At 60.6% G+C, this 22,899-nt stretch carries 21 protein-coding genes and 1 riboswitch; of the genes, 16 read left to right on the top strand and 5 right to left on the bottom strand.

The genetic code is table 11. From position 1 onward, the window contains the following. Window positions 1–2: 2 nt before the first annotated feature. The 5 genes from QE408_RS22575 to QE408_RS22555 all read left to right on the top strand — a co-directional run bounded on the left by QE408_RS22575 (window position 3) and on the right by QE408_RS22555 (window position 5,252). Complete coding sequence (locus QE408_RS22575; RefSeq protein ID WP_306934677.1) at window positions 3–944, top strand: ABC transporter substrate-binding protein; 942 nt, start codon at window positions 3–5, stop codon at window positions 942–944. Between the two features lie 124 nt (window positions 945–1,068). Then, window positions 1,069–2,082, top strand: a complete 1,014-nt coding sequence (locus QE408_RS22570) for an aldo/keto reductase (protein ID WP_306934947.1) — start codon at window positions 1,069–1,071, stop codon at window positions 2,080–2,082. 4 nt (window positions 2,083–2,086) lie between these two features. After that, on the top strand, window positions 2,087–2,908 hold the full coding sequence (locus QE408_RS22565; RefSeq protein WP_306934676.1) for an amidohydrolase family protein: 822 nt from the start codon (window positions 2,087–2,089) through the stop codon (window positions 2,906–2,908). A 3-nt stretch (window positions 2,909–2,911) separates the two neighbouring features. Then, the gene (locus QE408_RS22560; RefSeq protein ID WP_306934675.1) at window positions 2,912–3,922 is read left to right on the top strand and encodes a zinc-binding alcohol dehydrogenase family protein; all 1,011 of its coding nucleotides are present in this window, start codon (window positions 2,912–2,914) and stop codon (window positions 3,920–3,922) included. Window positions 3,923–3,974: 52 nt separating this feature from the next. Beyond that, window positions 3,975–5,252: an L-fuconate dehydratase gene (locus QE408_RS22555; protein ID WP_306934674.1), complete on the top strand. Its 1,278-nt coding sequence runs from the start codon at window positions 3,975–3,977 to the stop codon at window positions 5,250–5,252. A 77-nt stretch (window positions 5,253–5,329) separates the two neighbouring features. On the opposite strand, the gene cobD is transcribed toward QE408_RS22555, so the two are convergent. Continuing rightward, window positions 5,330–6,358: a threonine-phosphate decarboxylase CobD gene (gene cobD, locus QE408_RS22550; RefSeq protein WP_306934673.1), complete on the bottom strand. Its 1,029-nt coding sequence runs from the start codon at window positions 6,356–6,358 to the stop codon at window positions 5,330–5,332. Between cobD and cbiB the strand changes: the two genes are divergently transcribed. Next, window positions 6,357–7,322 carry an adenosylcobinamide-phosphate synthase CbiB gene (cbiB, locus tag QE408_RS22545; protein WP_306934672.1) on the top strand — a complete coding sequence of 322 codons (966 nt, stop codon included), beginning with the start codon at window positions 6,357–6,359 and terminating at the stop codon, window positions 7,320–7,322. The genes cobD and cbiB overlap by 2 nt on opposite strands. Here cbiB and QE408_RS22540 read toward each other — a convergent pair. Then, on the bottom strand, window positions 7,309–8,766 hold the full coding sequence (locus QE408_RS22540; protein ID WP_306934671.1) for a cobyric acid synthase: 1,458 nt from the start codon (window positions 8,764–8,766) through the stop codon (window positions 7,309–7,311). The two genes, cbiB and QE408_RS22540, sit on opposite strands and share 14 nt — an antisense overlap. Before the next feature lie 3 nt (window positions 8,767–8,769). After that, the gene (gene cobO / locus QE408_RS22535; protein ID WP_306934670.1) at window positions 8,770–9,387 is read right to left on the bottom strand and encodes a cob(I)yrinic acid a,c-diamide adenosyltransferase; all 618 of its coding nucleotides are present in this window, start codon (window positions 9,385–9,387) and stop codon (window positions 8,770–8,772) included. Between the two features lie 121 nt (window positions 9,388–9,508). Continuing rightward, window positions 9,509–9,721, top strand: a riboswitch (cobalamin riboswitch). 116 nt (window positions 9,722–9,837) lie between these two features. Here cobO and QE408_RS22530 point away from each other — a divergent pair. From QE408_RS22530 to QE408_RS22500, 7 genes are read left to right on the top strand one after another with little or no spacing between them, the layout of a single operon-like run. After that, complete coding sequence (locus QE408_RS22530; protein WP_306934669.1) at window positions 9,838–10,263, top strand: DUF1636 family protein; 426 nt, start codon at window positions 9,838–9,840, stop codon at window positions 10,261–10,263. Next, window positions 10,257–11,294, top strand: a complete 1,038-nt coding sequence (gene cobW, locus QE408_RS22525; RefSeq protein WP_306934945.1) for a cobalamin biosynthesis protein CobW — start codon at window positions 10,257–10,259, stop codon at window positions 11,292–11,294. The genes QE408_RS22530 and cobW overlap by 7 nt, the downstream gene beginning before the upstream one ends. Before the next feature lie 6 nt (window positions 11,295–11,300). Continuing rightward, window positions 11,301–14,660 carry a cobaltochelatase subunit CobN gene (cobN, locus tag QE408_RS22520; protein ID WP_306934668.1) on the top strand — a complete coding sequence of 1,120 codons (3,360 nt, stop codon included), beginning with the start codon at window positions 11,301–11,303 and terminating at the stop codon, window positions 14,658–14,660. Continuing rightward, complete coding sequence (gene cobG, locus QE408_RS22515; protein WP_306934667.1) at window positions 14,657–16,030, top strand: precorrin-3B synthase; 1,374 nt, start codon at window positions 14,657–14,659, stop codon at window positions 16,028–16,030. The genes cobN and cobG overlap by 4 nt, the downstream gene beginning before the upstream one ends. After that, window positions 16,027–16,659 (top strand): precorrin-8X methylmutase, encoded by a 633-nt coding sequence (locus QE408_RS22510; RefSeq protein WP_306934666.1) that lies wholly within the window; start codon window positions 16,027–16,029, stop codon window positions 16,657–16,659. Before cobG ends, QE408_RS22510 begins: the two co-directional genes overlap by 4 nt. Continuing rightward, window positions 16,656–17,435 (top strand): precorrin-2 C(20)-methyltransferase, encoded by a 780-nt coding sequence (locus QE408_RS22505; protein WP_306934665.1) that lies wholly within the window; start codon window positions 16,656–16,658, stop codon window positions 17,433–17,435. The genes QE408_RS22510 and QE408_RS22505 overlap by 4 nt, the downstream gene beginning before the upstream one ends. After that, window positions 17,432–18,205 (top strand): precorrin-3B C(17)-methyltransferase, encoded by a 774-nt coding sequence (locus QE408_RS22500; RefSeq protein WP_306934664.1) that lies wholly within the window; start codon window positions 17,432–17,434, stop codon window positions 18,203–18,205. The genes QE408_RS22505 and QE408_RS22500 overlap by 4 nt, the downstream gene beginning before the upstream one ends. On the opposite strand, the gene QE408_RS22495 is transcribed toward QE408_RS22500, so the two are convergent. Continuing rightward, complete coding sequence (locus QE408_RS22495; RefSeq protein WP_306934663.1) at window positions 18,172–18,951, bottom strand: cobalt-precorrin-6A reductase; 780 nt, start codon at window positions 18,949–18,951, stop codon at window positions 18,172–18,174. The genes QE408_RS22500 and QE408_RS22495 overlap by 34 nt on opposite strands. Here QE408_RS22495 and cbiE point away from each other — a divergent pair. From cbiE to cobM, 3 genes are read left to right on the top strand one after another with little or no spacing between them, the layout of a single operon-like run. Beyond that, window positions 18,950–20,215 (top strand): precorrin-6y C5,15-methyltransferase (decarboxylating) subunit CbiE, encoded by a 1,266-nt coding sequence (gene cbiE, locus QE408_RS22490; protein ID WP_306934662.1) that lies wholly within the window; start codon window positions 18,950–18,952, stop codon window positions 20,213–20,215. The genes QE408_RS22495 and cbiE overlap by 2 nt on opposite strands. After that, window positions 20,212–20,589 (top strand): cobalamin biosynthesis protein, encoded by a 378-nt coding sequence (locus QE408_RS22485; protein WP_306934661.1) that lies wholly within the window; start codon window positions 20,212–20,214, stop codon window positions 20,587–20,589. Before cbiE ends, QE408_RS22485 begins: the two co-directional genes overlap by 4 nt. Further along, window positions 20,586–21,350, top strand: a complete 765-nt coding sequence (gene cobM / locus QE408_RS22480; protein ID WP_306934660.1) for a precorrin-4 C(11)-methyltransferase — start codon at window positions 20,586–20,588, stop codon at window positions 21,348–21,350. The genes QE408_RS22485 and cobM overlap by 4 nt, the downstream gene beginning before the upstream one ends. Window positions 21,351–21,352: 2 nt before the next feature. Here the strand turns inward: cobM and QE408_RS22475 are convergent, their stop codons facing one another. Next, the gene (locus QE408_RS22475; RefSeq protein WP_373465597.1) at window positions 21,353–22,492 is read right to left on the bottom strand and encodes a M20 aminoacylase family protein; all 1,140 of its coding nucleotides are present in this window, start codon (window positions 22,490–22,492) and stop codon (window positions 21,353–21,355) included. Between the last annotated feature and the right edge of the window lie 407 nt (window positions 22,493–22,899).

Genomic DNA, 22,899 nt, shown 5'->3' with positions numbered 1-22,899 from the left:
ACATGAAGAAACTGACCACTGTTCTTTTGACATCCGTGATCGCGCTCTGGAGCGTTTCCGCGGTTCAGGCCGGCGAAATCGCCGTCATCGTCAAGACCGTCAACTCGACATTCTGGCAGAACGTCCAGAAGGGCGCCGACGCTGCGATGAAGAACATCAAGGGCGAAACGATGACCTTCCAGGGTCCGGCGTCCGAATCCGCCATTGCCGACCAGGTGAACATGGTTGAAAATGCAGTCAACCGTAAGGTCGACGGCATCGTGCTCGCGCCGTCCGACCCGGACGCTCTTTTGCCCGCCGTCAAGAAGGCCTGGGAAGCGCGTATCCCCGTCGTTCTGATCGACTCGCAGCTGGCCAAGGGTGGCGAGCAGTATTACCAGTCGTTCCTGGCGACCGACAACAAGAAGGCCGGTGAACTGGCCGCCGAAGAAATGATCAAGAAGGTCGGCACGGAAGGCAAGATCGCTGTCATGTCTTATGTTGCCGGTGCCGGTTCTGAAATCGGTCGCGTCGGTGGCTTCATCGACTACATCAAGGCTCATTCCAAGCTTCAGATCGTTGGACCTTACTACTCGCAGTCCCAGATGGCGACCGCTTTGAACCAGACGACCGACGTTCTGGCCGCCAACCCTGACCTGAAGGGCATCTTCGGCGCCAACGAGCCGACCGCAATCGGTGTTGGCCGCGCGCTCGCTCAGTCCGGCAAGGCTGGCAAGGTCGTTGCCATCGGCTTCGACGGCAACGAAGACCTCCAGAACTTCGTCAAGGACGGCACGCTGTCCGCGATCGTGGTACAGGGTTCCTACCAGATGGGCGAAAAGGGCGTTGAAACCGTCGAAAAGCTCATCAAGAAGGAAAAGGTCGAGAAGTTCGTCGATACCGGTGTCGTCGTCGTCACCAAGGAAAACATCGACAAGCCGGAAGCCAAGAACGTTCTGTACTAAAATCCTCCTGCGTCACGCCTGAGCCGACCTTGGGCGTGACGAAATTCCATACGAGACGTGCAAAGCAGATGGTCGCATGTCGTGCGACCATCGCCACCAGATGAAAAATGTGAAAGTGCCCGCCATGAAGGTCTCCGATACACGCAAATTGCCGCATAGAGATGTCGAAGTGACCCTCATGGGTCTTGGCTGTGCGCAGATGGGCAACCTCTATCGCATCACGCCTTATGAGGAATCCAAGGGCGCTTTCGATAAGGCCTGGGACAGCGGCATGCGTTACTTCGATACCGCGCCCTTCTATGGCTACACCCGCTCCGAGCGTCGTCTCGGCACGATGGTGACCGAGCATGACCGCAGCGAATATACGCTGAGCACTAAGGTCGGCCGGGTCATGGTGCCGGATGAAACCGTCGGACCGGAAGAAGATACCTATGTCGCGCCGCTGCCGTTCCGGCCGGTCTACGACTATTCCTACGACGCTATCATGCGCTCCTTTGAGGCAAGCCAGCAGCGGCTCGGCGTTCTCAAGCCCGACATTCTCTATATCCACGACATCGGCCCTTACACCCATGGCGACAAGCACCAGCACTATTGGGATCAGCTGACGACGGGTGGTGGCTTCAAGGCGCTCGGCAAGCTGCGCGACGAAGGCTCCACGAAGGCCGTCGGTCTCGGCGTCAACGAGTGGGAGGTGGTGCGTGACGCCATGGAGGTATTCGATATCGACGCCGCCATGCTCGCCGGGCGTTATACGCTTCTGGAACAGCAGAGCCTGAACTTCATGAATGTCTGCGCTGAAAAGGGTGTCGGCATCGTGGTTGCCGGTGCCTTCAATTCCGGCATTCTGGCCGGTAATCGCAAGTTCAATTACAAGGACGCACCGGCCGAGCTTCTGGCACGGGTGGATGCACTGCATGATGTCTGCGAGGAGATGGGTGTCTCGCTTCAGGCGGCTGCGCTGCAGTTCCCGCTGGCTCACCCTGCCTCGGTGACCGTCGTTTCCGGCGCGCGCAATGCCGAGCAGCTGACTTCCAACATCGCCTGGTTCGAGCAGGAGATTCCGGACGCGTTCTGGGCCGAGTTGCACCGTCGCGGTCTGATCGCCGAAGGTTCACCCGTTCCAGGGGCAAAGGGCTGACGCCATGCTCATCGATGCCCATCAGCATTTCTGGCTGCTGAAAGACCGGCAGGGCCAATGGCCGCCGGCTTCGCTTGAGGCGATCTATCGGGATTTTTTGCCCGTAGATCTTCAGCCCTTGCTGGAAAAGGCTGGTGTCTCCGGGACCGTGCTGGTGCAGACGATGGAACAAGCTGCCGATACGGATTTCATGCTGGCGCTTGCCGATGACAACAGCTTCATCAAGGGCGTCGTGGGTTGGGTGGACATGAAGGCCGCGGATGCGCCGCAACAAATCGCCCGACTTGCCTCCCATCGCGCCCTGAAAGGCGTGCGCCCGATGTTGCAGGACATTGCCGACGTGCAATGGATCGACGATCCGGCACTCGATCCTGCCGTCGAAGCGCTGGTGGAAAATGGCCTCGTTTTCGATGCGCTGGTTCTGCCGCCGCATCTGCCCTATCTGCTGCGTTTTGCCAGCCGTCACCCGGCATTGAAGATCGTCATCGATCATGGCGCAAAGCCCAAGATTGCGACAGGCCATTATGTCGACTGGCGAAGCGACATGGCCGCTCTCGCCGCCCTGCCCAATGTTTACTGCAAGCTCTCCGGTCTTCTGGTGGAGCGCGGAGATCAGAAGCCGGAAGCGGTTCGGCCCTATGCTGAAACGATCCTGGAGCTCTTCGGCCCGGAAAAGGTGATTTTCGGTAGCGACTGGCCGGTGATCCGCCTTGCTGGCGACTATCAAGGCTGGTTGGACTTTTGCCGGGATGTGGTTCCGCAAGAGCACCACTCCAAGGTTTTCGGCGGAAACGCCATAGATTTTTATTCTCTTTCGGACAGGTGATTCATGCTGGCGATCTTCTGCGACAAACCCGGTCTCCTCGTTTCCAAGGAACTGCCAAAGCCGTCTCGAGCGGAGAATGAAGTTCTGGTCCGTATTCGCCGCATCGGTGTCTGCGGCACGGATTTGCACATCTTCACCGGCAACCAGCCCTACCTCTCCTATCCGCGGATCATGGGCCATGAGTTGGCTGGTACGGTCAAGGAAGCGCCGCAGGGCAGCAGCCTTTCGACCGGCGATATTGTCACCATTATTCCCTACATGTCCTGCGGCCATTGCAGCGCCTGCCTGAAGGGCAAGAGCAATTGCTGCCGTAACATCGGCGTACTCGGCGTGCATCGCGATGGTGGCATGGTGGAGTATCTGAGCGTGCCCCAGCAGTTTGTGCTGAAGGCAGAAGGGCTATCCCTCGATCAGGCCGCAATGACGGAGTTCCTGGCGATCGGGGCGCATGCGGTGCGTCGCGGTGCGGTCGAGAAGGACCAGCATGTGCTGATCGTCGGTGCCGGTCCGATCGGCATGGCCGTTGCGGTCTTTGCCGTGATGAATGGCGCGACGGTGACGATGATCGACAGCCGCGAAGACCGGCTATCCTTCTGCCGCGATCATCTCGGCGTCGCCAATATCGTCCAGCTCGGCGAAGGCGACAAGGATCGTCTGAGCGAGATTACCGAAGGAAACTTCTTCGATGTCGTCTTCGATGCCACCGGCAATCCAAAGGCCATGGAGCGCGGCTTCTCCTTCGTCGGCCATGGCGGCGCTTATGTCCTCGTCTCCATCGTTGCCAGCGACATCAGCTTCAATGACCCGGAATTCCACAAACGCGAGACGACATTGCTTGGCAGCCGCAACGCAACGCCGGAAGATTTCGAGCGGGTGCTGCAAGCCCTGCGTGCCGGTCGTGTGCCGGACGCTCTCATCACCCACCGCATGACGCTCGCCGAAGTGCCAGCCAACTTTGCCAGCCTGACTGACCCGCGCGCCGGCGTCATCAAAGGCATGGTGGAAGTGGCCTGAAATGCCGACGAGCCTCCCTCATTCAATGACCCCTGACCGCGAGTAAACGGCCATGACCAAGATTACCGACCTGCGCGTTTTCGATCTGCGCTTCCCCACCTCACAGAGCCTCGATGGCTCGGATGCGATGAATCCAGATCCGGATTACTCGGCGGCTTACGTCATTCTTGATACGGATGAGCCTTCGTTGAAGGGTCATGGACTGACCTTCACCATTGGCCGCGGCAACGATATCTGCTGCATGGCAATCAAGGCGATGCGTCATCTGGTCGTTGGAACCGATCTCGCCACCGTCATCGAGAATCCCGGCAAATATTGGCGCCATCTGACGAGCGACAGCCAGCTGCGCTGGATCGGCCCCGACAAGGGGGCGATGCATCTGGCCACCGGCGCCGTCGTCAACGCCGTATGGGATCTGCTCGCCAAGCAGGCTGGCAAGCCTGTCTGGCAGTTCGTGGCCGATATGAGCGCTGAAGAGATCGCCGATATCGTCGACTATCGCTACCTGACCGACGTTCTGACGCGGGAGGATGCGCTCGCCATCCTGAAGAAGGCGGAAGCCGGCAAGAAGGAGCGCGTCGATATCCTGAAATCCGAGGGCTACGCCTGCTACACCACTTCGGCCGGTTGGCTCGGTTATAGCGACGAAAAGCTTCGTCGCCTTTGCCACGAAGCGATCGATGCCGGCTTCAACCACGTGAAGATGAAGGTTGGCCGCGATCTGGAGGACGATATTCGTCGCCTCACCATCGCCCGTGAGGTTATCGGTCCAGATCGCTATCTGATGATCGATGCCAATCAGGTCTGGGAAGTCGATCAGGCCATCGAGTGGGTCAACAAGCTCGCCTTCTGCAAGCCCTTCTTCATCGAAGAGCCAACGAGCCCGGACGATGTTGCCGGTCACCGCAAGATCCGCCAGGCCATTGGTTCGGTGAAGGTCGCGACCGGTGAAATGTGCCAGAACCGCATCATGTTCAAGCAGTTCATCGCCGAGGGCGCGATTGACGTCGTGCAGATCGATAGCTGCCGCATGGGCGGTTTGAACGAGGTCCTTGCCGTTCTGCTGATCGCCGCGAAATACAATCTGCCCGTTTGGCCGCACGCCGGTGGCGTGGGTCTGTGCGAATACGTTCAGCATCTGTCGATGATCGATTATCTGGTGGTGTCCGGTACCAAGGAAGGCCGCGTGATCGAGTATGTCGATCACCTGCACGAGCACTTCTTCGAGCCGTGCGATATCCAGAACGCCGCTTACATGCCGCCGAAGATGGCGGGCTTCTCCATCGAAATGAAGCCGGAGTCCATTGAGGCTTATACCTTCAAGGGCTGAGGTTCCGAGTTCTCCTCCCGGACCTTTTTATGCTCGGGCGTGTCCCGAGCATATTTTTTTGACGCTGACCGGAAGATCTAAAGTTCCGAAAGAGCGGCTTCGAGCTTCGCCCATTCCGCTTCCGTGCTAGGAAGTCCGAAGCGCATATCGTTCGGACGCTCATCGAAGATGCGGACGAGAATGCCGCGATTGGCGAGATGTTCGAAGATCGTGGTGGTCTTCTCGTCACGGACCAGACGGAAAAGACTGGTGCCGCCCACGACGGTGAGACCTGCGCTCGTCAATATTGCGTCAAGACGCGCAACGTCTGTCCTTAGCCGGAGTCGCATGTTGTCACGCCAGCCATTGTCTGCCAGCGCTTCCGACGCCACATGCAGCGCCGGGCCTGACACAGCCCACGGCCCCATGCGCTGCTCCAACCTTGTGGCAATCTCCGGCTGCGCAACCGCAAAGCCGAGGCGCAACCCCGCCATTCCATAGAATTTGCCGAAGGATCGCAGAACAATCAGTTCACCGGTCTCAGTGGTGTCGGCCAAACTCTCACCATAGCCGGTTTCAATGAATGCCTCATCGATCACCAGCAGGCCGCCTTTGCGGCTCATGTCGGCTGCGAGAGCGAGAAGGTCACCCCGCCCCATGACCCGACCATTCGGGTTGTTCGGATTGATGACGACGGCGTAGTCGAAATCGGAGAGGTTCGAGAAATTGGACACCTCCGCAACGTCGAGGCCCGCCATTCGCGCCGTCCTGGCATGTTCCGCGTAAGCGGGTGTGAAAACCGCCGCTCGTTTTGCACCTCGTTGCAGAGCGAGTTCGGCCAGAAGCGGCATCAGCATCTGCGTTCCGGGTGCCGCGGCGATATGCGCTGCAGAGGGCGCGCCGAAGGCTGTGGCGGCAATCTCCTTCAAGCGGTTTAAGGCGGAAGGCTCCGGCAGGCGGGCAAAGGCGCTGGCAGGAATGGGAGAATGCGGATAGGAATGCGGATTGATCCCCGTGGAGAGATCGATCCAGGGTTCCGGTGCCAGCGGAAAAGACGCACGCGCCCGCCCCAGATCGCCACCATGACGGATCGCAGCCTGCATAGTCACCGGTCCAGTATCGCCCATGTTCTTTGCTCTCGCTTTCCTGTCGCTTTTGATCGAACGCCTTGTTGGCTATCCCGACTGGCTGTTTCGCCGCATCGGCCATCCCGTCACATGGATCGGCTCGCTTATCGCGCTGCTTGACAGAAAATGGAACCGGGAACAGGGATCAATTTCTAATCGTGAAGCCAAAGGCGTGCTGGCGCTCGTGGTCTTCCTCGGCGTCACCGTTGCCATCGCGCTCGCCTTGCAGAATGTCCTTCTGATTTTTCCGCTGGGGTTGTTGCTTGTCGCCATCGTCGGTGCTTCGCTTCCAGCTCAAAAAAGTCTGGAGCAGCATGTCGAAGCAGTTGCCACCGCGCTGGACAGCGAAGGCCTCGAAGGCGGCAGAAAAGCTGTATCGATGATCGTTGGCCGCGATCCGGATCAGCTGGATGAGGCGGCGGTGTGCCGGGCGGCCATCGAAAGCCTGGCGGAGAATTTTTCCGATGGCATTGTGGCGCCATCATTATGGCTCGGTTTGCTCGGGCTACCGGGCGGCGCTGGCTATAAGGCGATCAATACCGCTGACAGTATGATCGGTCACCGCACGCCGCGCCATGAGGCTTTTGGTTGGGCATCGGCTCGAGTAGACGATCTGGTGAATCTTCCCGCCTCGCGCCTGACGGCTGTTTTGTTCATCGTCGCTGCCGTCTTCGTCAAAGGCGCATCACCGCAAGCTGCCATGCGTGCCGTCGCGCGCGATGCGAAGCATCACCGGTCTCCCAATGCCGGCTGGCCGGAATCGGCGCTGGCGGGTGCGCTTGGTTTTGCACTTGCCGGGCCGCGTTCCTATGGCGGACAGATGATTCAGGCGCGCTTCATGGGTGAAGGCGGACGGCGGGATCTGACCGCTGCCGATATTCGCCAGGCGCTGAAACTCGCGCGGATCGCCGACAGTCTGTTGATCGGGCTCTTCGGTCTTCTGGCATTGGTTACCGTGCTATAGACAGCAGCGCGTCGAGATCGAGGTGGCGCTCCATATGGTCCGCTAGGCGATCCAGAACCGCATCCACCTGCGCCTCGTAATTCAGCGCCGATGATTGCGCCCCAAGCCTTTGCAGCCAGGCGCTGCGCTGTCCGTCCTCGGCAAACAGACCATGGACATAGGTGCCGAAGACGCGACCGTCCGCTGAGATTGCACCGTCGATATGATTGCCGATCGTAGCGAAGGGGCGATTGCAGTCATCCCCCTTTGTGACACCGACATGCATTTCGTAGCCGGAGAAGGCTTTACCATCGAAGCTGCGCCCCCCTACCGAGAGCAGCCTTTTGTCTCCCGTCAGCACCGTTTCGACGTTGAGCAGCCCAAGACCTTCGACGGTGGAAGGCGGACCTTCGATGCCGTCAGGGTCCGATAACAAGCGTCCCAGCATCTGATAGCCGCCGCAGAGACCAAGCACAAAGCCGCCACGGCGAAGATGCGCCTTGATGTCGAGATCGAAACCCGCCTGTTTCAAGACGTCCAGATCGGCAATCGTGGATTTCGATCCGCAGAGCAGGATGAGGGCGCAATCGCCGGGAATGGCGGCTCCAGGGCGCACGCGGATCATCTCGACATCCGGCTCCATATCGAGCGGATCGAGATCGTCGAAATTGGAGATATGCGGCAGGATTGGCACGGCAATGCGGATTTTCGCACCGGGCTTTGATTGGCCGGTGCCGGTTAAACCCAGCGCATCCTCGGCAGGCAGACGAGCGGCATCGGCAAAATGGGGCAGGAGGCCGATGGAGCTCCAGCCTGTGTGTTGAGCAATAATCCGCATGCCTTCATCGAACAGCGAAGGATCGCCGCGAAAACGGTTGACGATGAATCCCTCAATCATCGAGGCGTCGTCCGCATCCACCACTGTCTTCGTGCCGACGAGGCTGGCAATGACCCCTCCCCGGTCGATATCACCGATCAGGATCACGGGAACATCGGCTGCACTGGCAAAGCCCATATTGGCAATGTCATTAGCGCGCAGATTGACTTCCGAAGCGCTGCCGGCACCTTCGACGAGGACCAGATCGGCGCGGGCTTTCAGATGCTCGAAGCTTTCGAGCACCCGGGGCATCAGCCCGGCCTTCATCTGTTGATAGTCTGCTGCCTTGGCGTTGCCGAGAATTTTGCCCTGTACGACGACCTGCGCACCCGTTTCGCTCTGCGGCTTCAACAGAACCGGGTTCATGTGCACCGACAGCGGCACGCCAGCGGCGCGCGCCTGCAAAGCTTGCGCCCTGCCGATCTCGCCGCCATCGGCTGTGACTGCCGCGTTATTGGACATGTTCTGCGGCTTGAAGGGCAACACCGAAAGTCCGCGTCGGGTAAAGGCGCGCGCCAGACCTGCCACCATCAGCGACTTGCCGACATCCGAGCCGGTTCCCTGAAACATGATGGATCTGGCGGCCATGGATCAGTACTCGATGCCGGATTGGGCTTTGACGCCTGCCTTGAAGTGGTGCTTCACCAGCGTCATTTCCGTCACCATGTCGGCCGCTTCGATCAAAGGCGGCTTGGCATTACGGCCGGTGACGATGATGTGGAGATCGGGGCGGCGGCTCTGCAAGGTGGCGACGACCTCTGTCAGATCCAGATAGTCATAGCGCAGCGCAATGTTCAGCTCGTCCAGCACCAGAAGACCAATCGTTTCGTCGGCCATCAGCATTTTGGCTTCGTCCCAGGCTTTCGTGGCTGCCGCGACGTCGCGCCTCAGATCCTGCGTGTCCCAGGTGAAGCCCTCGCCCATGGTGCGCCATTCCACCCGGTCGCCGAAGATCGTCAACGCCTGCTGCTCGCCAGTCGACCACGCACCCTTGATGAACTGGACGACGCCGACGCGTCTGCCTGTGCCGAGCATTCGAAGCGCAAGGCCGAAGGCGGCGGTGGACTTGCCCTTGCCGGGGCCGGTATTCACCATCAGCAGACCCTTTTCGATGGTCTTCTCGGCCACTTCCGCATCCTGCACGCTCTTGCGGTTCACCATCTTCTCGCGGTGGCGGGCGGCTTCGATGTCGCTGATCTCGCGTGTCATGATGTCCACATCCTTCCGAGCCGTTTTTAGAAGCGGCGACTATAGTCAAAACGCCCTCCTCCGCAATGGAGCCCATGAGGCGGATGGCAAGGCTTGCATTGACCGCGGCGCGGCTTGCCCGTAAAGGTAAGGCACTGACGGTCTTTTTCCGGCAACGGGAAAAGCTAAGAGGGAACACGGTTCCGCCCGCTCTTTGGGCCAATCCGTGGCTGCCCCCGCAACTGTAAGCGGCGAGCCCGCACCGTAAAGCCACTGGATTTCGATCCGGGAAGGCGGTGCAAGGGCGCTCAGACAAGCCGTAAGCCAGGAGACCTGCCGTTTCAGAACAAAACGTCTGCCGGGCGGGGTGCTCCGGTCAGTCGGTCTCGTCGAATGTCGGTTTGCGCTGTCTCGCATTCCGTCTTCGGCATCCGCACCCCTTGCATGTTTGAACGGCGGAAGCGGATTCGTTTGGATATTACCTCAACATCGTCACGGACTGACGGATCGACCGATACGCGCGAAGCGTCCGGTGTCGTCGTCTATGTCTGTCGCAGCTGCCGCGACGAGGTGGAGCCGAATGCGGAACCGCGTCCCGGTGCGCTTCTTGCGCACGCGACGATCGCGCTTGGTGCCGAGGCGAATGTCGAGGTGCGCAGCGTCAATTGTCTCGCCAATTGCAAGCGTGGCGCCAGTGCTGCGATGCGAAGCGCTGATGGTTGGTCCTATGTGTTTGGCGGGCTGACGCCTGAAAACGCCGATGATCTGATCACCGGCGCAAAGCTGCTTTCTACATCCACCGGTGGCCTGATGCCCTGGCGCGGCCGTCCCGATATTTTGAAGCGCGGCATGGTCGCGCGTATTCCCCCTTTGAATTTCGTCGAGGAGACATCATGACCACGCTAGAGCGCGTTCCCTGCACCATCGTCACCGGCTTTCTGGGCGCCGGCAAAACCACGCTGCTGCGCGGCCTTTTGGAAAAGCTCGATGGCAAGCGACTGGCGATCATCGTCAACGAGTTCGGCGATGTCGGTATCGATGGCGAAATCCTCAAAGGCTGTGGCATCGAAAGCTGCCCGGAAGAAAACATCGTCGAGCTTGCCAATGGCTGCATCTGCTGCACGGTCGCTGACGACTTTCAGCCGGCCATCGAACAGATCCTCAGCCGCCAGCCCAAGGTCGAACATATCCTGATCGAAACCTCGGGCCTCGCACTACCAAAGCCGCTCGTGCAGGCCTTCCAGTGGCCTGCAATCAAAAGCCGCGTGACCGTCGACGCCGTCGTTGCGGTGGCCGATGGTGCGGCCTTGGCGGAAGGCATGGTATCGCATGACATGGATGCGCTCGCCGCCCAGCGCCTCAATGATGAAGCGCTCGATCATGACGATCCGGTCGAAGAAGTCTTCGAGGACCAGATCGCCTGCGCCGACCTGATCGTGCTGACCAAGGGCGATCTTCTCGATGCGGATGGTCTGGAGCGCGCCAAGGCGCATATCGGCGAACATCTGCCGAAGGCTGCGAAGATTGTTGTCGCATCCCATGGCCAGATCGATCCTGCGGTTCTCATCGGTCTCGGGCTCACGGTGGAAGAGGATATCGAAAACAGGCATACCCACCATGACGAGGAGGAAGACCACGATCATGACGAGTTCGATAGCTTCGTCGTCGAGCTCGGCGCGGTGTCCGATCCCGAGGCGCTGGCGGAGCGTATCGCCCAGACTGCGGCCTCCGAGAACGTGTTGCGCATCAAAGGGTTCGTCGAAGTCTCCGCCAAGCCGATGCGTTTGCAGGTTCAGGCCGTCGGCTCGCGCGTGAACCATTACTTTGACCGCCCTTGGGCTGCGGGCGAAGTGCGGCGTTCTGCGCTGGTGGTGATTGGCGAAAAGGGCCTCAACCGCGAGAAGATCGAACAGATGCTGGCTGCCTGACGCATCATGCATATTCTCGCCACCACATCCTCGTCGCTAGACGACCTGATCGAGCCGGTTGATCTCAACCAGCCCCAGGCGGATGTGGTGGTGCTGTCTTTCTCGTCAAGCGATCTGGCCGGTCTGCAGCGCGCCTGGCCTGAAGACTCAGGCGTTTCGCTCAGCGTCGCCAATCTCTCCGAACTGCGCCATCCGATGTCCGTCGACCTCTGGATCGAAAAGACGGCGGAGCACGCCAAGCTGATCCTTATCCGGATTCTTGGCGGGGCGGACCGTTGGCGCTACGGCGTCGATCAACTGGCGATGATGGCGCGCAGGCGCGGCGTCAAGCTCCTGCTCCTGCCGGGTGAGTGTAGCGAGCGCGACGAAAAGCTCGAGGCGCAATCCACGATCGACCAGACGTGGCTGGCTTCGATCCTCTCCTTCTTCCGCGAAGGTGGCCCGCAGAACATGCGCCGGCTTTCGGAAGGTCTTGCCGCTTTTGCTAAAGAGGGTGCCTGGCCTGGCTTCACGCCGGAGCCGCTGCCGAAGTCCGGCTTCTATCTGCCGGGCCTTGGCGCCGTCCATGTGGATGAGGTGCTCGCGGCTTTTGCCCCCGAAGCGATAAGACTTCCCATCGTTTTCTATCGCTCCATGCTTCTGGCTGCCGATGTTGCGCCAATCGATGCGCTATTCGAGGCGCTGAAATCCCGCGGTTTCGCACCTTTGCCGATCTTCGTCAGCGGCCTGAAGGATGGCGAAGCGATCCAATTTCTCGAAGACGCGCTGGTACCGCTGAAACCCGCTGCCATCACCGCAGCCACTGCCTTTGCCAGCCAGACGGATCAGGACGGCAAGAGCCTGTTCGACCGGCTTGGCGTGCCGGTATTCCAAGTGATCATGGCAACGACCCGGCGCGATGGCTGGACCGAAAACATGCGGGGCCTCAATCCATCCGACCTTGCCATGCATGTGGTCTTGCCGGGACTCGATGGGCGCATTCTGGCAGGTGCGATCTCCTTCAAACAGGCCGATCCTGCCGGGCGCCAAGGGCTGATCAATGCTCCTGAGCCAGACCGGGTCGAGCAGGTCGCTCGTCGTATTGCTGCCTTCCTTCGGTTGACGCGGACTGCGGCCCGGGAAAGGCGCCTTGTTATCCTGATGCCGGATTATCCCGGTGCCGCACCCGGTCGCACGGGCTATGCCGTGGGTCTCGACGTGCCCCAAAGCGTGCTGGAGATGCTGCGCGATCTGCAGGATGCGGGTTATGCACTCGGCGATATTCCGGCCACCGCACGGGAGCTTCTGGATCGGATTGAGACGGAGCGCGCTACTCTTCCCCTCGACCGCTACCGAGCCTTTCTCGACGCTATTCCGGAGGAGGCAAGCACTGGAATGGCTTTGGCCTGGGGCGATGCCGTTGACGACGAGGCTGTGGTTGATCAGGCGTTCCACTTCCGCGCCGCCCGTTTCGGCTCCGTTGTCGTCGCTCTTGCTCCAGACCGGGGGCGCCAAGTAGACAGGCGGGTAGACTATCACGATCCGGCCTTGCCGCCGCGTCACGCGCTTGCGGCTTTCGGTGCCTGGATGCAGCAGGATTTCGATGCGCATGCGATCATCCATGTCGGCGCTCACGGCACGCTGGAATGGCTGCCGGGAAAGACGGTCGCGCTGTCGCAAACCTGTTTCCCGGAAATCGTCACTGGACCGCTGCCGGTCATCTACCCTTTCATTGTCTCCAATCCGGGGGAGGCTGCTGTTGCCAAACGACGGATCGCTGCCGTCACCATCGGGCACATTCCGCCCATACTGGTTGCAGCCGGTCTTTCGCCGGAGCAAGCAGCGCTCGAGCAACTGGTGGACGAATATGCTCAGGCCGATGGGCTTGATCGTCGTCGCCGCGACCGTCTAGCGAAGCTGATCGTCGAGAAGGCCTTCGAGACGGGGCTCGCCGCCGATGCCGGTATCGGCGCGGAGGAGGATGCGGATTCAGCACTCACCCGGATCGATGCCTTTCTGTGCGACCTCAAGGATTTCGCCATCAAGGACGGCCAGCATGTGTTCGGGCGTTGCGCTGACGATGAGCCGGATTCTCTGAGGCGCGAAAGTGCTGCCCAAGAAAAAGCTGCGCTGCTGGCGGCGCTGGATGGTCACCATATCGTGCCAGGTCCCTCAGGTGCACCCGCACGCGGACGACTAGATGTGTTGCCGACAGGGCGCAATCTCTATGCTACCGATCCGCGCACCATGCCGACACCGACGGCCTTCGAGCTTGGGAAAGCTGCGGGCGAAGAGGTGCTGCGTCATCATCTGCAAAGCCATGGCGACTGGCCGCGGCATCTGGTTTTCGATCTCTGGGGCTCCGCATCGCTGCGCAATGGCGGCGAAGATGTCGGTCAGGCGCTGCATCTGATGGGTGCGCGTCCGATCTACGATCAGGCGACCGGCCGGGTCAACGGCATCGAAGTTGTGCCACCGGCCACGCTTGGACGCCCGCGGGTGGACGTCACCTTCCGCATTTCCGGCCTGTTCCGCGATATGTTCCCGCCTCTGATTGCCCTTCTCCATGCGGCGGCAAGAACGATTGCTTCACGCGAAGAATCCCCCGGCGACAATCCTCTGGCGGAGGAAATGGCCTCTCTCGGTCATATCCCGGCACGCATTTTCGGCTCTGCTCCCGGCACCTATGGCGCTGGCATCGAAGAAGCCTTGGCAAGCGGCGATTGGGACGAGCGGGAAGAGCTTGGCCAAGCCTATCTGGATGCAGCCAGCCACGCCTTTGGCGGGGCAGATGGCTTGTCGATCCTCTCCGATTCAGGCTTTGCCGCCCAAGTCGAACGCGCTGAACTTCTGGTTCACACCGGCGACGATCCGGGCCGCGATCTTCTGGACGGTTCGTCCGATGTCGCCTTCATCGGCGGCTTTGCCGCCGCCAAGGCAAAGCTTGGACAGGCGGCGGACGTGGTGGCTCTGGATACGACCGATCCTGCCCGGCCGCGTGCCCGCTCCATCGCCCAGGCAATCACCCGCGTGGTGCGAGCCCGTGCCGTCAATCCGCGCTTCATCGCCGGACAGATGCGCCATGGTCCGCGCGGTGCCGCCGAATTTGCAGAGACCGTCGACCGGCTGATTGGCTTTGCTGAAACCACGCAGGCCGTTTCCTCGTCGCTGATCGAAGCGCTTTACGATGCCTATTTCGGCAATGACGAGGTGCGCGATTTCATTTTACGGGAAAACCCCAAGGCTGCGGAACTGATGGCGCAACGCTTCCTGTCTGCACGCCGCCGCAATCTTTGGCACAGCCGTCGCAACGCCGTGGATGCGGAACTGGAAATGCTGATCGCGCCGCGCTCGTCCAAGGCCTCGTCCAAGAGGATATCGGCATGAACCCGCTTCCCCAGGTTCAGCCCTTTTCTCGCAGAGGCGTCTGCCCTGCTCTCTCCGCCCCCATGCAGACGGGCGATGGACTGTTGTCGCGGGTGGCGTTTACCGCTTCGCTTTCACCAAGCGATCTCGACCGTCTCGGCGATCTTGCACGCCGCCACGGCAATGGACTCCTGGATGTGACCGCGCGTGGCAGCCTTCAATTTCGTGGATTGACTGCCGAAAGCGCCGTTGAACTGGAGCATGATGTGCTGGCGCTGCAATTGCCCTTGCGGCAGGGGCTTGCTGTGGAAGGCTCACCGCTTACCGGGATAGACGACAGCGAAGTCGCCAATCCTGGACCAATCCTTGAACTCATCAGCCATAAGGCCACGGCGCTTGGTCTCGACGCGAAGCTGGCCGCGAAGATGTCGGTCATCGTCGATGGCGGTAGTCGGGCTCCGATGGGCGGGCTGCTTGCCGATATCAGGCTCAAAGCGGCCCAGCGGGACGGCGACGTCCTCTGGCTGTTGATGTTGGGTGGCACGGAAGAAAAGGCGCTGCTTGTAGGGGCTTTGCGGACGGAAGATGCCGCGGATTGCGTCATCGACCTGCTCATTCACTTGGCGGAGCGAGGACCGGATGCGCGCGGGCGCGATCTGGATAGGGCGGCTGCGCATAATGTCTGCGGTGATCGTCTCCTGCCGATCCCATCAGACGTCCGCGCTCCAGCGCATGACATCGGGACATTGAGCCAAACCGACGAGCGCCGATTGTGGCCCATCAATGATCGCCTCTACGCCGCTGTCATCGCTCCGGCTTTTGGGCAGATCACCTCGGAAGCGCTGTCTGCGCTGTGCCAGATTGCAGGCGATCTCGGCGTCAGGTCTATTCGTCCGGGTCCGTTGCACGGGCTCTATGCGCTTGGTGATCGCGACGCGTGTGCGGCACTGCTGGATTACGCGCAGAAGGCTGGCCTCATAGTTAGCGACAACGATCCCCGATCCGCCATCGCGGTGTGCGCGGGCGCACCGTCCTGTGCATCGGCCTATACGCCGGTTCGAGCGCTCGCCGCGTTCGCAGCCAAAGAGTGTGGCACGATGCTTGACGGTTCCTTCACCTTGCATCTATCCGGCTGCGGCAAGGGCTGCGCGCATCCAACATCCGCGCTCCTTGCCTTTTCCGGCACGTCGGAAGGTTTTTCCTTCGGCTACCAGGCCAAGGCTTCAGCGCCGCCCGATGCGCGCTTGACCATCGATCAGCAGAAGGCCGGGCTTTCCAGGCTTGCCCGCCTCTATGAAAAAGAACATAAGCCCGGAGAAAATGCCCGCACCTTCCTTGTTCGACTGGGCAAGGACAGGATTGTCGCGGCGCTCCGACAGGACGAGACATGACGACGTACGACTATATCCGCAATGGCGATGCGATCTATGAGCGCTCCTTCGCTATCATCCGTGAGGAAGCGGATCTCTCCGCCTTCACGCCCGAACAGGCGGATATTGCCATTCGCATGATCCATGCCTGCGGACAGGTGGAGGCAGCGCGGCATTTCCGTTTTTCCGCCGATTTCGTTTCCGCCGCGCGCGGCGCGCTTGCAGCAGGCAAACCCATTCTGTGTGATGCGGAAATGGTGGCGCATGGGGTCACACGGGCGCGTCTGGCGTCTGGCAATGCCGTGATCTGCACGTTGCGTGATCCGCGTACGCCGGACTTGGCGAAGTCCATCGGCAACACCCGTTCCGCAGCCGCCCTCGATCTCTGGGCCGATCATCTCGACGGCGCTCTGGTTGCCATCGGCAATGCGCCGACGGCGCTGTTCTATCTCTTGGAAATGCTGGAGAGAGGCGCGCCTCGTCCGGCTGCCATCATCGGCATGCCGGTCGGCTTCGTCGGTGCGATGGAATCCAAGGACGCGCTGGAAGAAAGCACGCTCGGCATTCCCTACGCCATTGTCAAAGGCCGCATGGGTGGCTCCGCCATGACGGCGGCGGCTGTCAATGCCGTCGCGAGGGCTGGCCTATGAGCGCTGCCCTTTACGATCCCACGCCTGAAAAGGCATTGAAGGGTAAAGTCATCGGCGTTGGCACTGGCCCCGGCGATCCCGATCTTCTGACACTGAAGGCCGTGCGCGCAATCGAAACGGCGGATGTCATCGCGTTTTTCTGCAAGCGCGGCAGCAAGGGCAATGGCCGTGGCATCGTCGAAAGCTTCATTCGTCCTGGCACGCTGGAAATGCCGCTTGTCTACCCGGTCACGGTCGAACACGACAAGAATGGCGACGACTATCGCGGCGCGATCGCCGCGTTTTTCGACCAGTCGGCACGCGACATTGCCGCCCATCTGGATGCGGGTCGCACGGTTGCTGTTCTGTCGGAAGGCGATCCGCTCTTCTACGGTTCCTATATGCATCTGCATCTGCGGCTTGCGCCCAACTATCCGGCGGAAGTCGTTGCGGGCATCACTGCCATGTCCGGATGCTGGTCGATGACCGGACTGCCGCTCGTCCAAGGAGACGATATCTTAAGCGTCCTTCCCGGCACGCTTGGCGAGGATGCGCTTTTCGAGCGGCTTTCCGGCACGGATGGCGCTGTCATCATGAAGGTCGGTCGCAACCTGCCGAAGATTCGCCGTGCGCTGGAGAAAGCGGGCAAGCTCGAAGGCGCGCTCTATGTCGAGCGTGGCACCATGGCCAATGGACATGCCATACGATTGATCGAGCGCGATGAATCCCCCGCTCCCTATTTCTCTCTGGTTCTGGTTCCTGGCTGGAAGGATCGCCCGGCGGGAGAGATTGCGTGAGCCCGTCCTCCACCGGACGTTTGACCGTCGTCGGCCTCGGGCCTGGAAATCTGGCGCAGATCACGCCGGAGGCGTTGGCGGCGGTGGACGAGGCAGAGGATTTCTTCGGCTATATTCCCTATCTCGACCGGTTGTCGCTGCGTCCAGACCAACGGCGTCATGCATCGGATAATCGTGAGGAAATTTCGCGCGCCGAGGCGGCGCTGGCATTGGCCGCTTCTGGCGGAAAAGTCTGCGTCGTTTCAGGCGGGGATCCGGGCGTTTTCGCCATGGCGGCTGCCGTGTGTGAGGCGATAGAGAACGGCCCTGCCGAATGGCGCGACATCGACTTTTCCGTTGTGCCCGGCGTCACCGCCATGCTGGCTGTTGCAGCAAGAGCGGGCGCGCCGCTCGGTCACGATTTCTGCGCCATTTCGCTCTCCGACAATTTGAAACCATGGTCGCTGATCGAAAAGCGGCTGGTGGCCGCGGCTGAAGCCGGGTTCGTGATGGCCTTCTACAATCCTGTCAGCAAGGCAAGACCGCATCAATTGGCGACGGCCTTCGATGTGCTGCGGGCGCATTTGCCGAGGTCGGTGCCCGTCGTCTTCGGTCGCGCTGCCGGTCGTGCGGATGAGCGCATGCAAGTCGTGCCTCTCGCCGAAGCGTCGAGCGACATGGCCGACATGTCGACCTGCATCATTGTCGGGTCGGTCGAGACCCGGATTATCGAGCGCCAAGGTCAGCCGTCGCTGGTCTATTCGCCGCGCTTTTCCAAGAGGGAAAGTTGATGGCGGATGGCGGACAGCGCGGTCTCGATATCCGGAACCACGACGCTCACCGCATCGGCCTTTTGGCGGGCCGGACGGTTGATCATGATCACAGGCATCCCAAGCGCGCGGGCAGCTTCGATCTTCGCATAGGCCGCCGTTCCGCCGGAGTTTTTCGAAACGATCACCTCGATCCCGTCGCCCTTCAACATCTCGATCTCATCGACAAGCGCAAAAGGTCCACGCGCCGTGATGTAGCGCGCATTCGGAACCTTAAGCGGCGGTTCTACCGGATCGACGCTGCGGATCAGGTATCTGTGCTGGGGCGAGGCCTCAAAGGGCAGGAGCTCTTGCCGGCCAAGCGCCAGAAAAGCGCTTGTGCTGACGGCACCCAGTGCGGCGACCGCTTCCTCGACGCTTCCAACGTTCAGCCAACGATCGCCCTCTCCCGCGACCCAAGCCGGGCGCGACAGTCTGACCAGAGCGACGCCTGCTATTTCCGCAGCCTTCACGGCATTGGCGGAGATGCGCGCCGCATAAGGATGCGTCGCATCCACCAGCAGATCGAAGCCTTCTTCGGAAATAAAACGCGCCAAGCCCTCTGCGCCGCCAAAACCGCCGACACGCATCGGTACGGGCTGCTTGACGGGATCCTTCGTGCGGCCCGCCATGGACAGCAAAATTCGGTAGCCGGAGTCGTCGGGAAGCTTTCCAGCCAGTATGCGGGCATCCGCCGTGCCGCCGAGAATGAGGATGGAGCGTGTCATGGTTCGTGAATATGCCGGAACACCGGCCTCCGCCACCAAAAAACCTGCGCCCTGGCTCTCCATCGTCGGTATTGGGGAAGACGGTCTTGCCGGGCTTGCCGAAAATGCTCTCCGAGCCATTGAGGCTGCCGAGGTCGTCTGCGGCGGCAAACGTCATCTTGAACTCGCCTCGGCTGCCATCAGGGGCGAAGCGCGGGCATGGCCTGTTCCATTCGATGTCGGCATGACGGACGTCGTGGAGCTCAAGAACAGAAAGGTCTGCGTCCTTGCGTCCGGCGATCCTTTCTTCCACGGTGTCGGCGTCACCCTGTTGCGGCTGGTCGATCCGGCAGAGGTGATCACTTACCCTGCTCCGTCCTCCATCTCGCTTGCCGCGTCGCGTCTAGGCTGGACCTTGCAGGATACTGCCTGCATTTCGCTGCATGGCCGCTCCATCGATCTTATACGTCCACATCTTCACCCTGGCGCGAAGATCATTGCGCTGACCTCCGATGCCAGTGCCCCGGCGTTGATTGCCGCGCTTCTCAAGGAAGCAGGCTTTGGAAGATCGATCTTCCATCTGCTGGAAGCACTTGGCGGTGAACGGGAAAACACCCGCACAACCACGGCTCAGGATTTTGCCTTCGCGGATATCGATCCGCTCAATGTGGTCGCAATCGATGTTGTTGCTGAGGAAGCGGCACGGATCCTTCCCTTCGCCAGCGGGCTTGACGATTCGCTGTTCGAACATGATGGACAGATGACCAAGCGGGAAATCCGTGCTGTTACCCTGTCATCGCTCGCGCCCCGATATGGTGAACTGCTGTGGGATATTGGCGCGGGCTCCGGCTCGATCGGTATCGAGTGGATGCTGTCTCACCCATCGTTGCGGGCTATCGGAATCGAGCAAAATCCGGAGCGGGCCGAGCGCGCCATGCGCAATGCCGAAGCCTTCGGCGTGCCTGGTCTCGATGTGGTGATTGGTACGGCACCTGACGCTTTCGAAGCCCTGCCGATGCCTGATGCTATCTTCATTGGCGGCGGAGGCAGTGAGACTGGGGTTTTAGAGGGGGCAATCGGCGCCTTGAAGCCGGGCGGTCGCCTTGTCGCCAATGCAGTCACGCTGGAAATGGAGGCCATGCTGCTCTCCGCTCAGGCGCGCCTTGGCGGTTCTCTGATCTGGCTTGAGGTAACGCGCGCATCCCCGGTCGGGCAGATGCAAGGCTGGCGTCCGGCTATGCCGGTCACGCAGTGGGCCTGGGTCAAACCGAAGGATGTGTTGTGATCGTCGCTGGCGTCGGGTGTCGCAAGGGCGTGAGCCCTGAAGCGGTGATAGCCGCGCTCGAGCAGGCCAGCGCTGAGCATAGCGTTGCGTTCGATTTTATCGTAACGGCACCCATGAAGGCGGATGAACCAGCCTTGCTGGAAGCAGCGACACGGCTTGGCATGGCTTTTGTCGTGGTGGCGCAGGCCGATTTCGACGCTGCTGCCGTCCGAACACTGACCCGATCCGCCTTGAGTTCAAAACATGCCGCCTCGCCAAGCGTTAGCGAAGCATCGGCGCTTGCAGCCCTTGGCGAAGCGTCAAGACTGATCGCGCCTCGCATGGTGGTCGGCGACATTACCGTGGCCTTCGCCACTGCTGGAGACAAGACATGACCGTTCACTTCATTGGCGCTGGCCCGGGTGCTGCAGATCTGATCACGTTGCGCGGTCGCGATCTGATCGCCGCTTCTCCCGTCTGCCTCTATGCCGGTTCGCTGGTGCCCAAGGCGCTGCTGGACTACTGCCCGGAAGGTGCGCGCATCGTCGACACAGCAGCCTTGTCTCTGGATGAAATCGAGGCGGAGTTCGTTGCCGCCGCCCGAGACGGAAAAGATGTGGCTCGGCTGCATTCGGGCGATCTTTCCGTCTGGAGTGCCATGGGTGAACAAATCCGCCGTCTGGAGCGGCTCGGGCTTGACTACACCGTTACACCCGGCGTGCCTTCCTTTGCCGCGGCAGCCGCCACTTTGAAGCGCGAATTGACGGTGCCTGAAGTGGCACAAAGCCTTGTTCTGACACGCATTTCCGGTCGCGCTTCGAAAATGCCGGAGAGCGAAAACCTCAAGGCTTTCGGCGCAACGGGCGCGACGCTTGCTATTCATCTCGCCATCCACGCCATCGGTCAGGTGGTCGAGGAATTGACGCCGCTCTATGGTGCGGATTGCCCTGTCGCCATTGTCGTGCGCGCCTCCTGGCCGGAAGAGCGGGTCATTTCCGGGACGCTGTCCGATATCGAAGCCCGCCTTGCGGAAGAGCCAGTCGAGCGCACTGCGATGATCTTCGTCGGCAAGGGTCTTGCCTCATCCGATTTTCGCGAAAGCGCGCTCTATAGCACCGACTACGTCCGTCGCTTCAGAACGCCAACGGCGGAGTAGTCTCAGCTCGCCTTGAGGAAATCTTCTGCAAGCTCGACCCAGAAGGCTGTGCCGATCGGAATGATGTCGTCGTTGAAATCGAATTTTGGGTGGTGCAGCGGCGGGTCGTTATCGGTGCGCTTGGTACCAAGGAAAAAATAGCAGCCGGGGCGCTTTTCCAGCATATAGGCAAAGTCTTCCGCCCCCATTGTCGGGCGCTCCATCTCCAGAACCTTGTCCGCACCGGCAAAGCGTGTTGCAAGCGCTCGGACGTAATCTGTTTCCGCCTTGTGGTTGACGGTCGGGCTGTAGCCGCGCTCATAATCCAGCGTCACGCTCATGCCATAGCTGGCCGCCTGCCCTTCGGCGATCATGCGAATGCGCTTTTCCAGTTCATCGCGGGCTTCCGGATCGAAGGAACGGATGGTGAGCAGCATTTCCGCCGTCTCGGGGATAACATTGCTCGCCTTGCCGCCATGAAAGGCGCCAACAGTGACCACGGCCGGCATCAGCGGATGAACATTGCGCGACACCACAGTTTGCAACGCCATGATGATGCTGGCGCCGGCAACGATCGGGTCCGAGGCGCTTTGCGGTTCCGCGCCATGGCCGCCATAGCCGTTGACGGTGATCTTGCACTCGTCCACTGCCGCCATGACCGGGCCTTCGCGCAGAACGAAATGGCCGAAGGGCTGGCTCGGGTCGTTATGCAGGGCAAAAACAGCGTCGCACGGGAAGCGGTCGAACAGGCCATCCTCGATCATGATGCGCGCGCCGCCGAAATTCTCCTCCGCTGGCTGGAAGATCAGATGGATCGTACCGTCGAAATTGCGCCGTTCGGCAATGATTTTGGCGGCGCCCAGCAGCATGGCAGTATGGCCGTCATGACCGCAGGCATGCATCATGCCGGGCGTTTCGCTCGCATAGTCGGCGCCGGTTTCTTCATGGATCGGTAGAGCATCGATGTCAGCGCGGATGCCGATACTGCGATTGCTGGTGCCATTGCGCAAGGTGGCGACCACGCCGGTGCCGGCCAATCCTCGCGTCACCTCATAGCCCATCTGTGTCAGGCGCCCTGCAACAAAATCGGAGGTCTTGAATTCCGACAGGCCGATCTCCGGGTTGCGATGCAGATAGCGGCGGATTTCAACCACCTCTTCCATGACGTTGGACGACGAGGAAATGGTCACCGGATGAAGGGTCATGCTTTGCTATTCCGTATCTTTGCCGCGGCAGACGAGCTGCCCGGCCCGTTCTTTAAGCATCATGAATAGCAAGAGTGGGCCGTCTTGATAAGGGCGCGTCGTTGTTCGCTAAGATTTGTCGTCTTGCGCGCCAATCAAACAGATGGCATGGAACTGAAAATGCCTTGAAACATTCAAAACCTTCTGGTCACATCAGTTCGGAAACACGAATGCCAAGCAGGTATGGGGAGATATCAGGGAAGGCAGCGACGGTTTCGCCCGGAGGAGTTTGCGAAACGTCTGGCTTCGGGGCGACGCGCCCTCGCGTGGGAATCCGTTCTCGAGAAACTATTGATATTATATATTGAAATCCGAATGCCCCGATT

The organism is Agrobacterium larrymoorei (assembly GCF_030819275.1).
Classification (GTDB): Bacteria; Pseudomonadota; Alphaproteobacteria; order Rhizobiales; family Rhizobiaceae; genus Agrobacterium; species Agrobacterium larrymoorei_B.
This window is presented reverse-complemented; position numbering and strand designations above follow the sequence as displayed.

What these genes read in the sequence shown, in the direction of transcription:
- cobD (WP_306934673.1), bottom strand. Translation starts at nt 6,358, where the DNA reads ATGGGCGATACTGGACCGGTGACTATGCAGGCTGCGATCCGTCATGGT.
- cobN (WP_306934668.1), top strand. Translation starts at nt 11,301, where the DNA reads ATGCATATTCTCGCCACCACATCCTCGTCGCTAGACGACCTGATCGAG.
- QE408_RS22475 (WP_373465597.1), bottom strand. Translation starts at nt 22,492, where the DNA reads ATGGAAGAGGTGGTTGAAATCCGCCGCTATCTGCATCGCAACCCGGAG.
- QE408_RS22505 (WP_306934665.1), top strand. Translation starts at nt 16,656, where the DNA reads ATGAGCGCTGCCCTTTACGATCCCACGCCTGAAAAGGCATTGAAGGGT.
- QE408_RS22575 (WP_306934677.1), top strand. Translation starts at nt 3, where the DNA reads ATGAAGAAACTGACCACTGTTCTTTTGACATCCGTGATCGCGCTCTGG.
- QE408_RS22555 (WP_306934674.1), top strand. Translation starts at nt 3,975, where the DNA reads ATGACCAAGATTACCGACCTGCGCGTTTTCGATCTGCGCTTCCCCACC.
- cobG (WP_306934667.1), top strand. Translation starts at nt 14,657, where the DNA reads ATGAACCCGCTTCCCCAGGTTCAGCCCTTTTCTCGCAGAGGCGTCTGC.
- QE408_RS22565 (WP_306934676.1), top strand. Translation starts at nt 2,087, where the DNA reads ATGCTCATCGATGCCCATCAGCATTTCTGGCTGCTGAAAGACCGGCAG.
- cbiE (WP_306934662.1), top strand. Translation starts at nt 18,950, where the DNA reads ATGGTTCGTGAATATGCCGGAACACCGGCCTCCGCCACCAAAAAACCT.
- QE408_RS22510 (WP_306934666.1), top strand. Translation starts at nt 16,027, where the DNA reads ATGACGACGTACGACTATATCCGCAATGGCGATGCGATCTATGAGCGC.
- QE408_RS22495 (WP_306934663.1), bottom strand. Translation starts at nt 18,951, where the DNA reads ATGACACGCTCCATCCTCATTCTCGGCGGCACGGCGGATGCCCGCATA.
- QE408_RS22540 (WP_306934671.1), bottom strand. Translation starts at nt 8,766, where the DNA reads ATGGCCGCCAGATCCATCATGTTTCAGGGAACCGGCTCGGATGTCGGC.
- QE408_RS22570 (WP_306934947.1), top strand. Translation starts at nt 1,069, where the DNA reads ATGAAGGTCTCCGATACACGCAAATTGCCGCATAGAGATGTCGAAGTG.
- QE408_RS22560 (WP_306934675.1), top strand. Translation starts at nt 2,912, where the DNA reads ATGCTGGCGATCTTCTGCGACAAACCCGGTCTCCTCGTTTCCAAGGAA.
- cbiB (WP_306934672.1), top strand. Translation starts at nt 6,357, where the DNA reads ATGTTCTTTGCTCTCGCTTTCCTGTCGCTTTTGATCGAACGCCTTGTT.
- cobM (WP_306934660.1), top strand. Translation starts at nt 20,586, where the DNA reads ATGACCGTTCACTTCATTGGCGCTGGCCCGGGTGCTGCAGATCTGATC.
- cobO (WP_306934670.1), bottom strand. Translation starts at nt 9,387, where the DNA reads ATGACACGCGAGATCAGCGACATCGAAGCCGCCCGCCACCGCGAGAAG.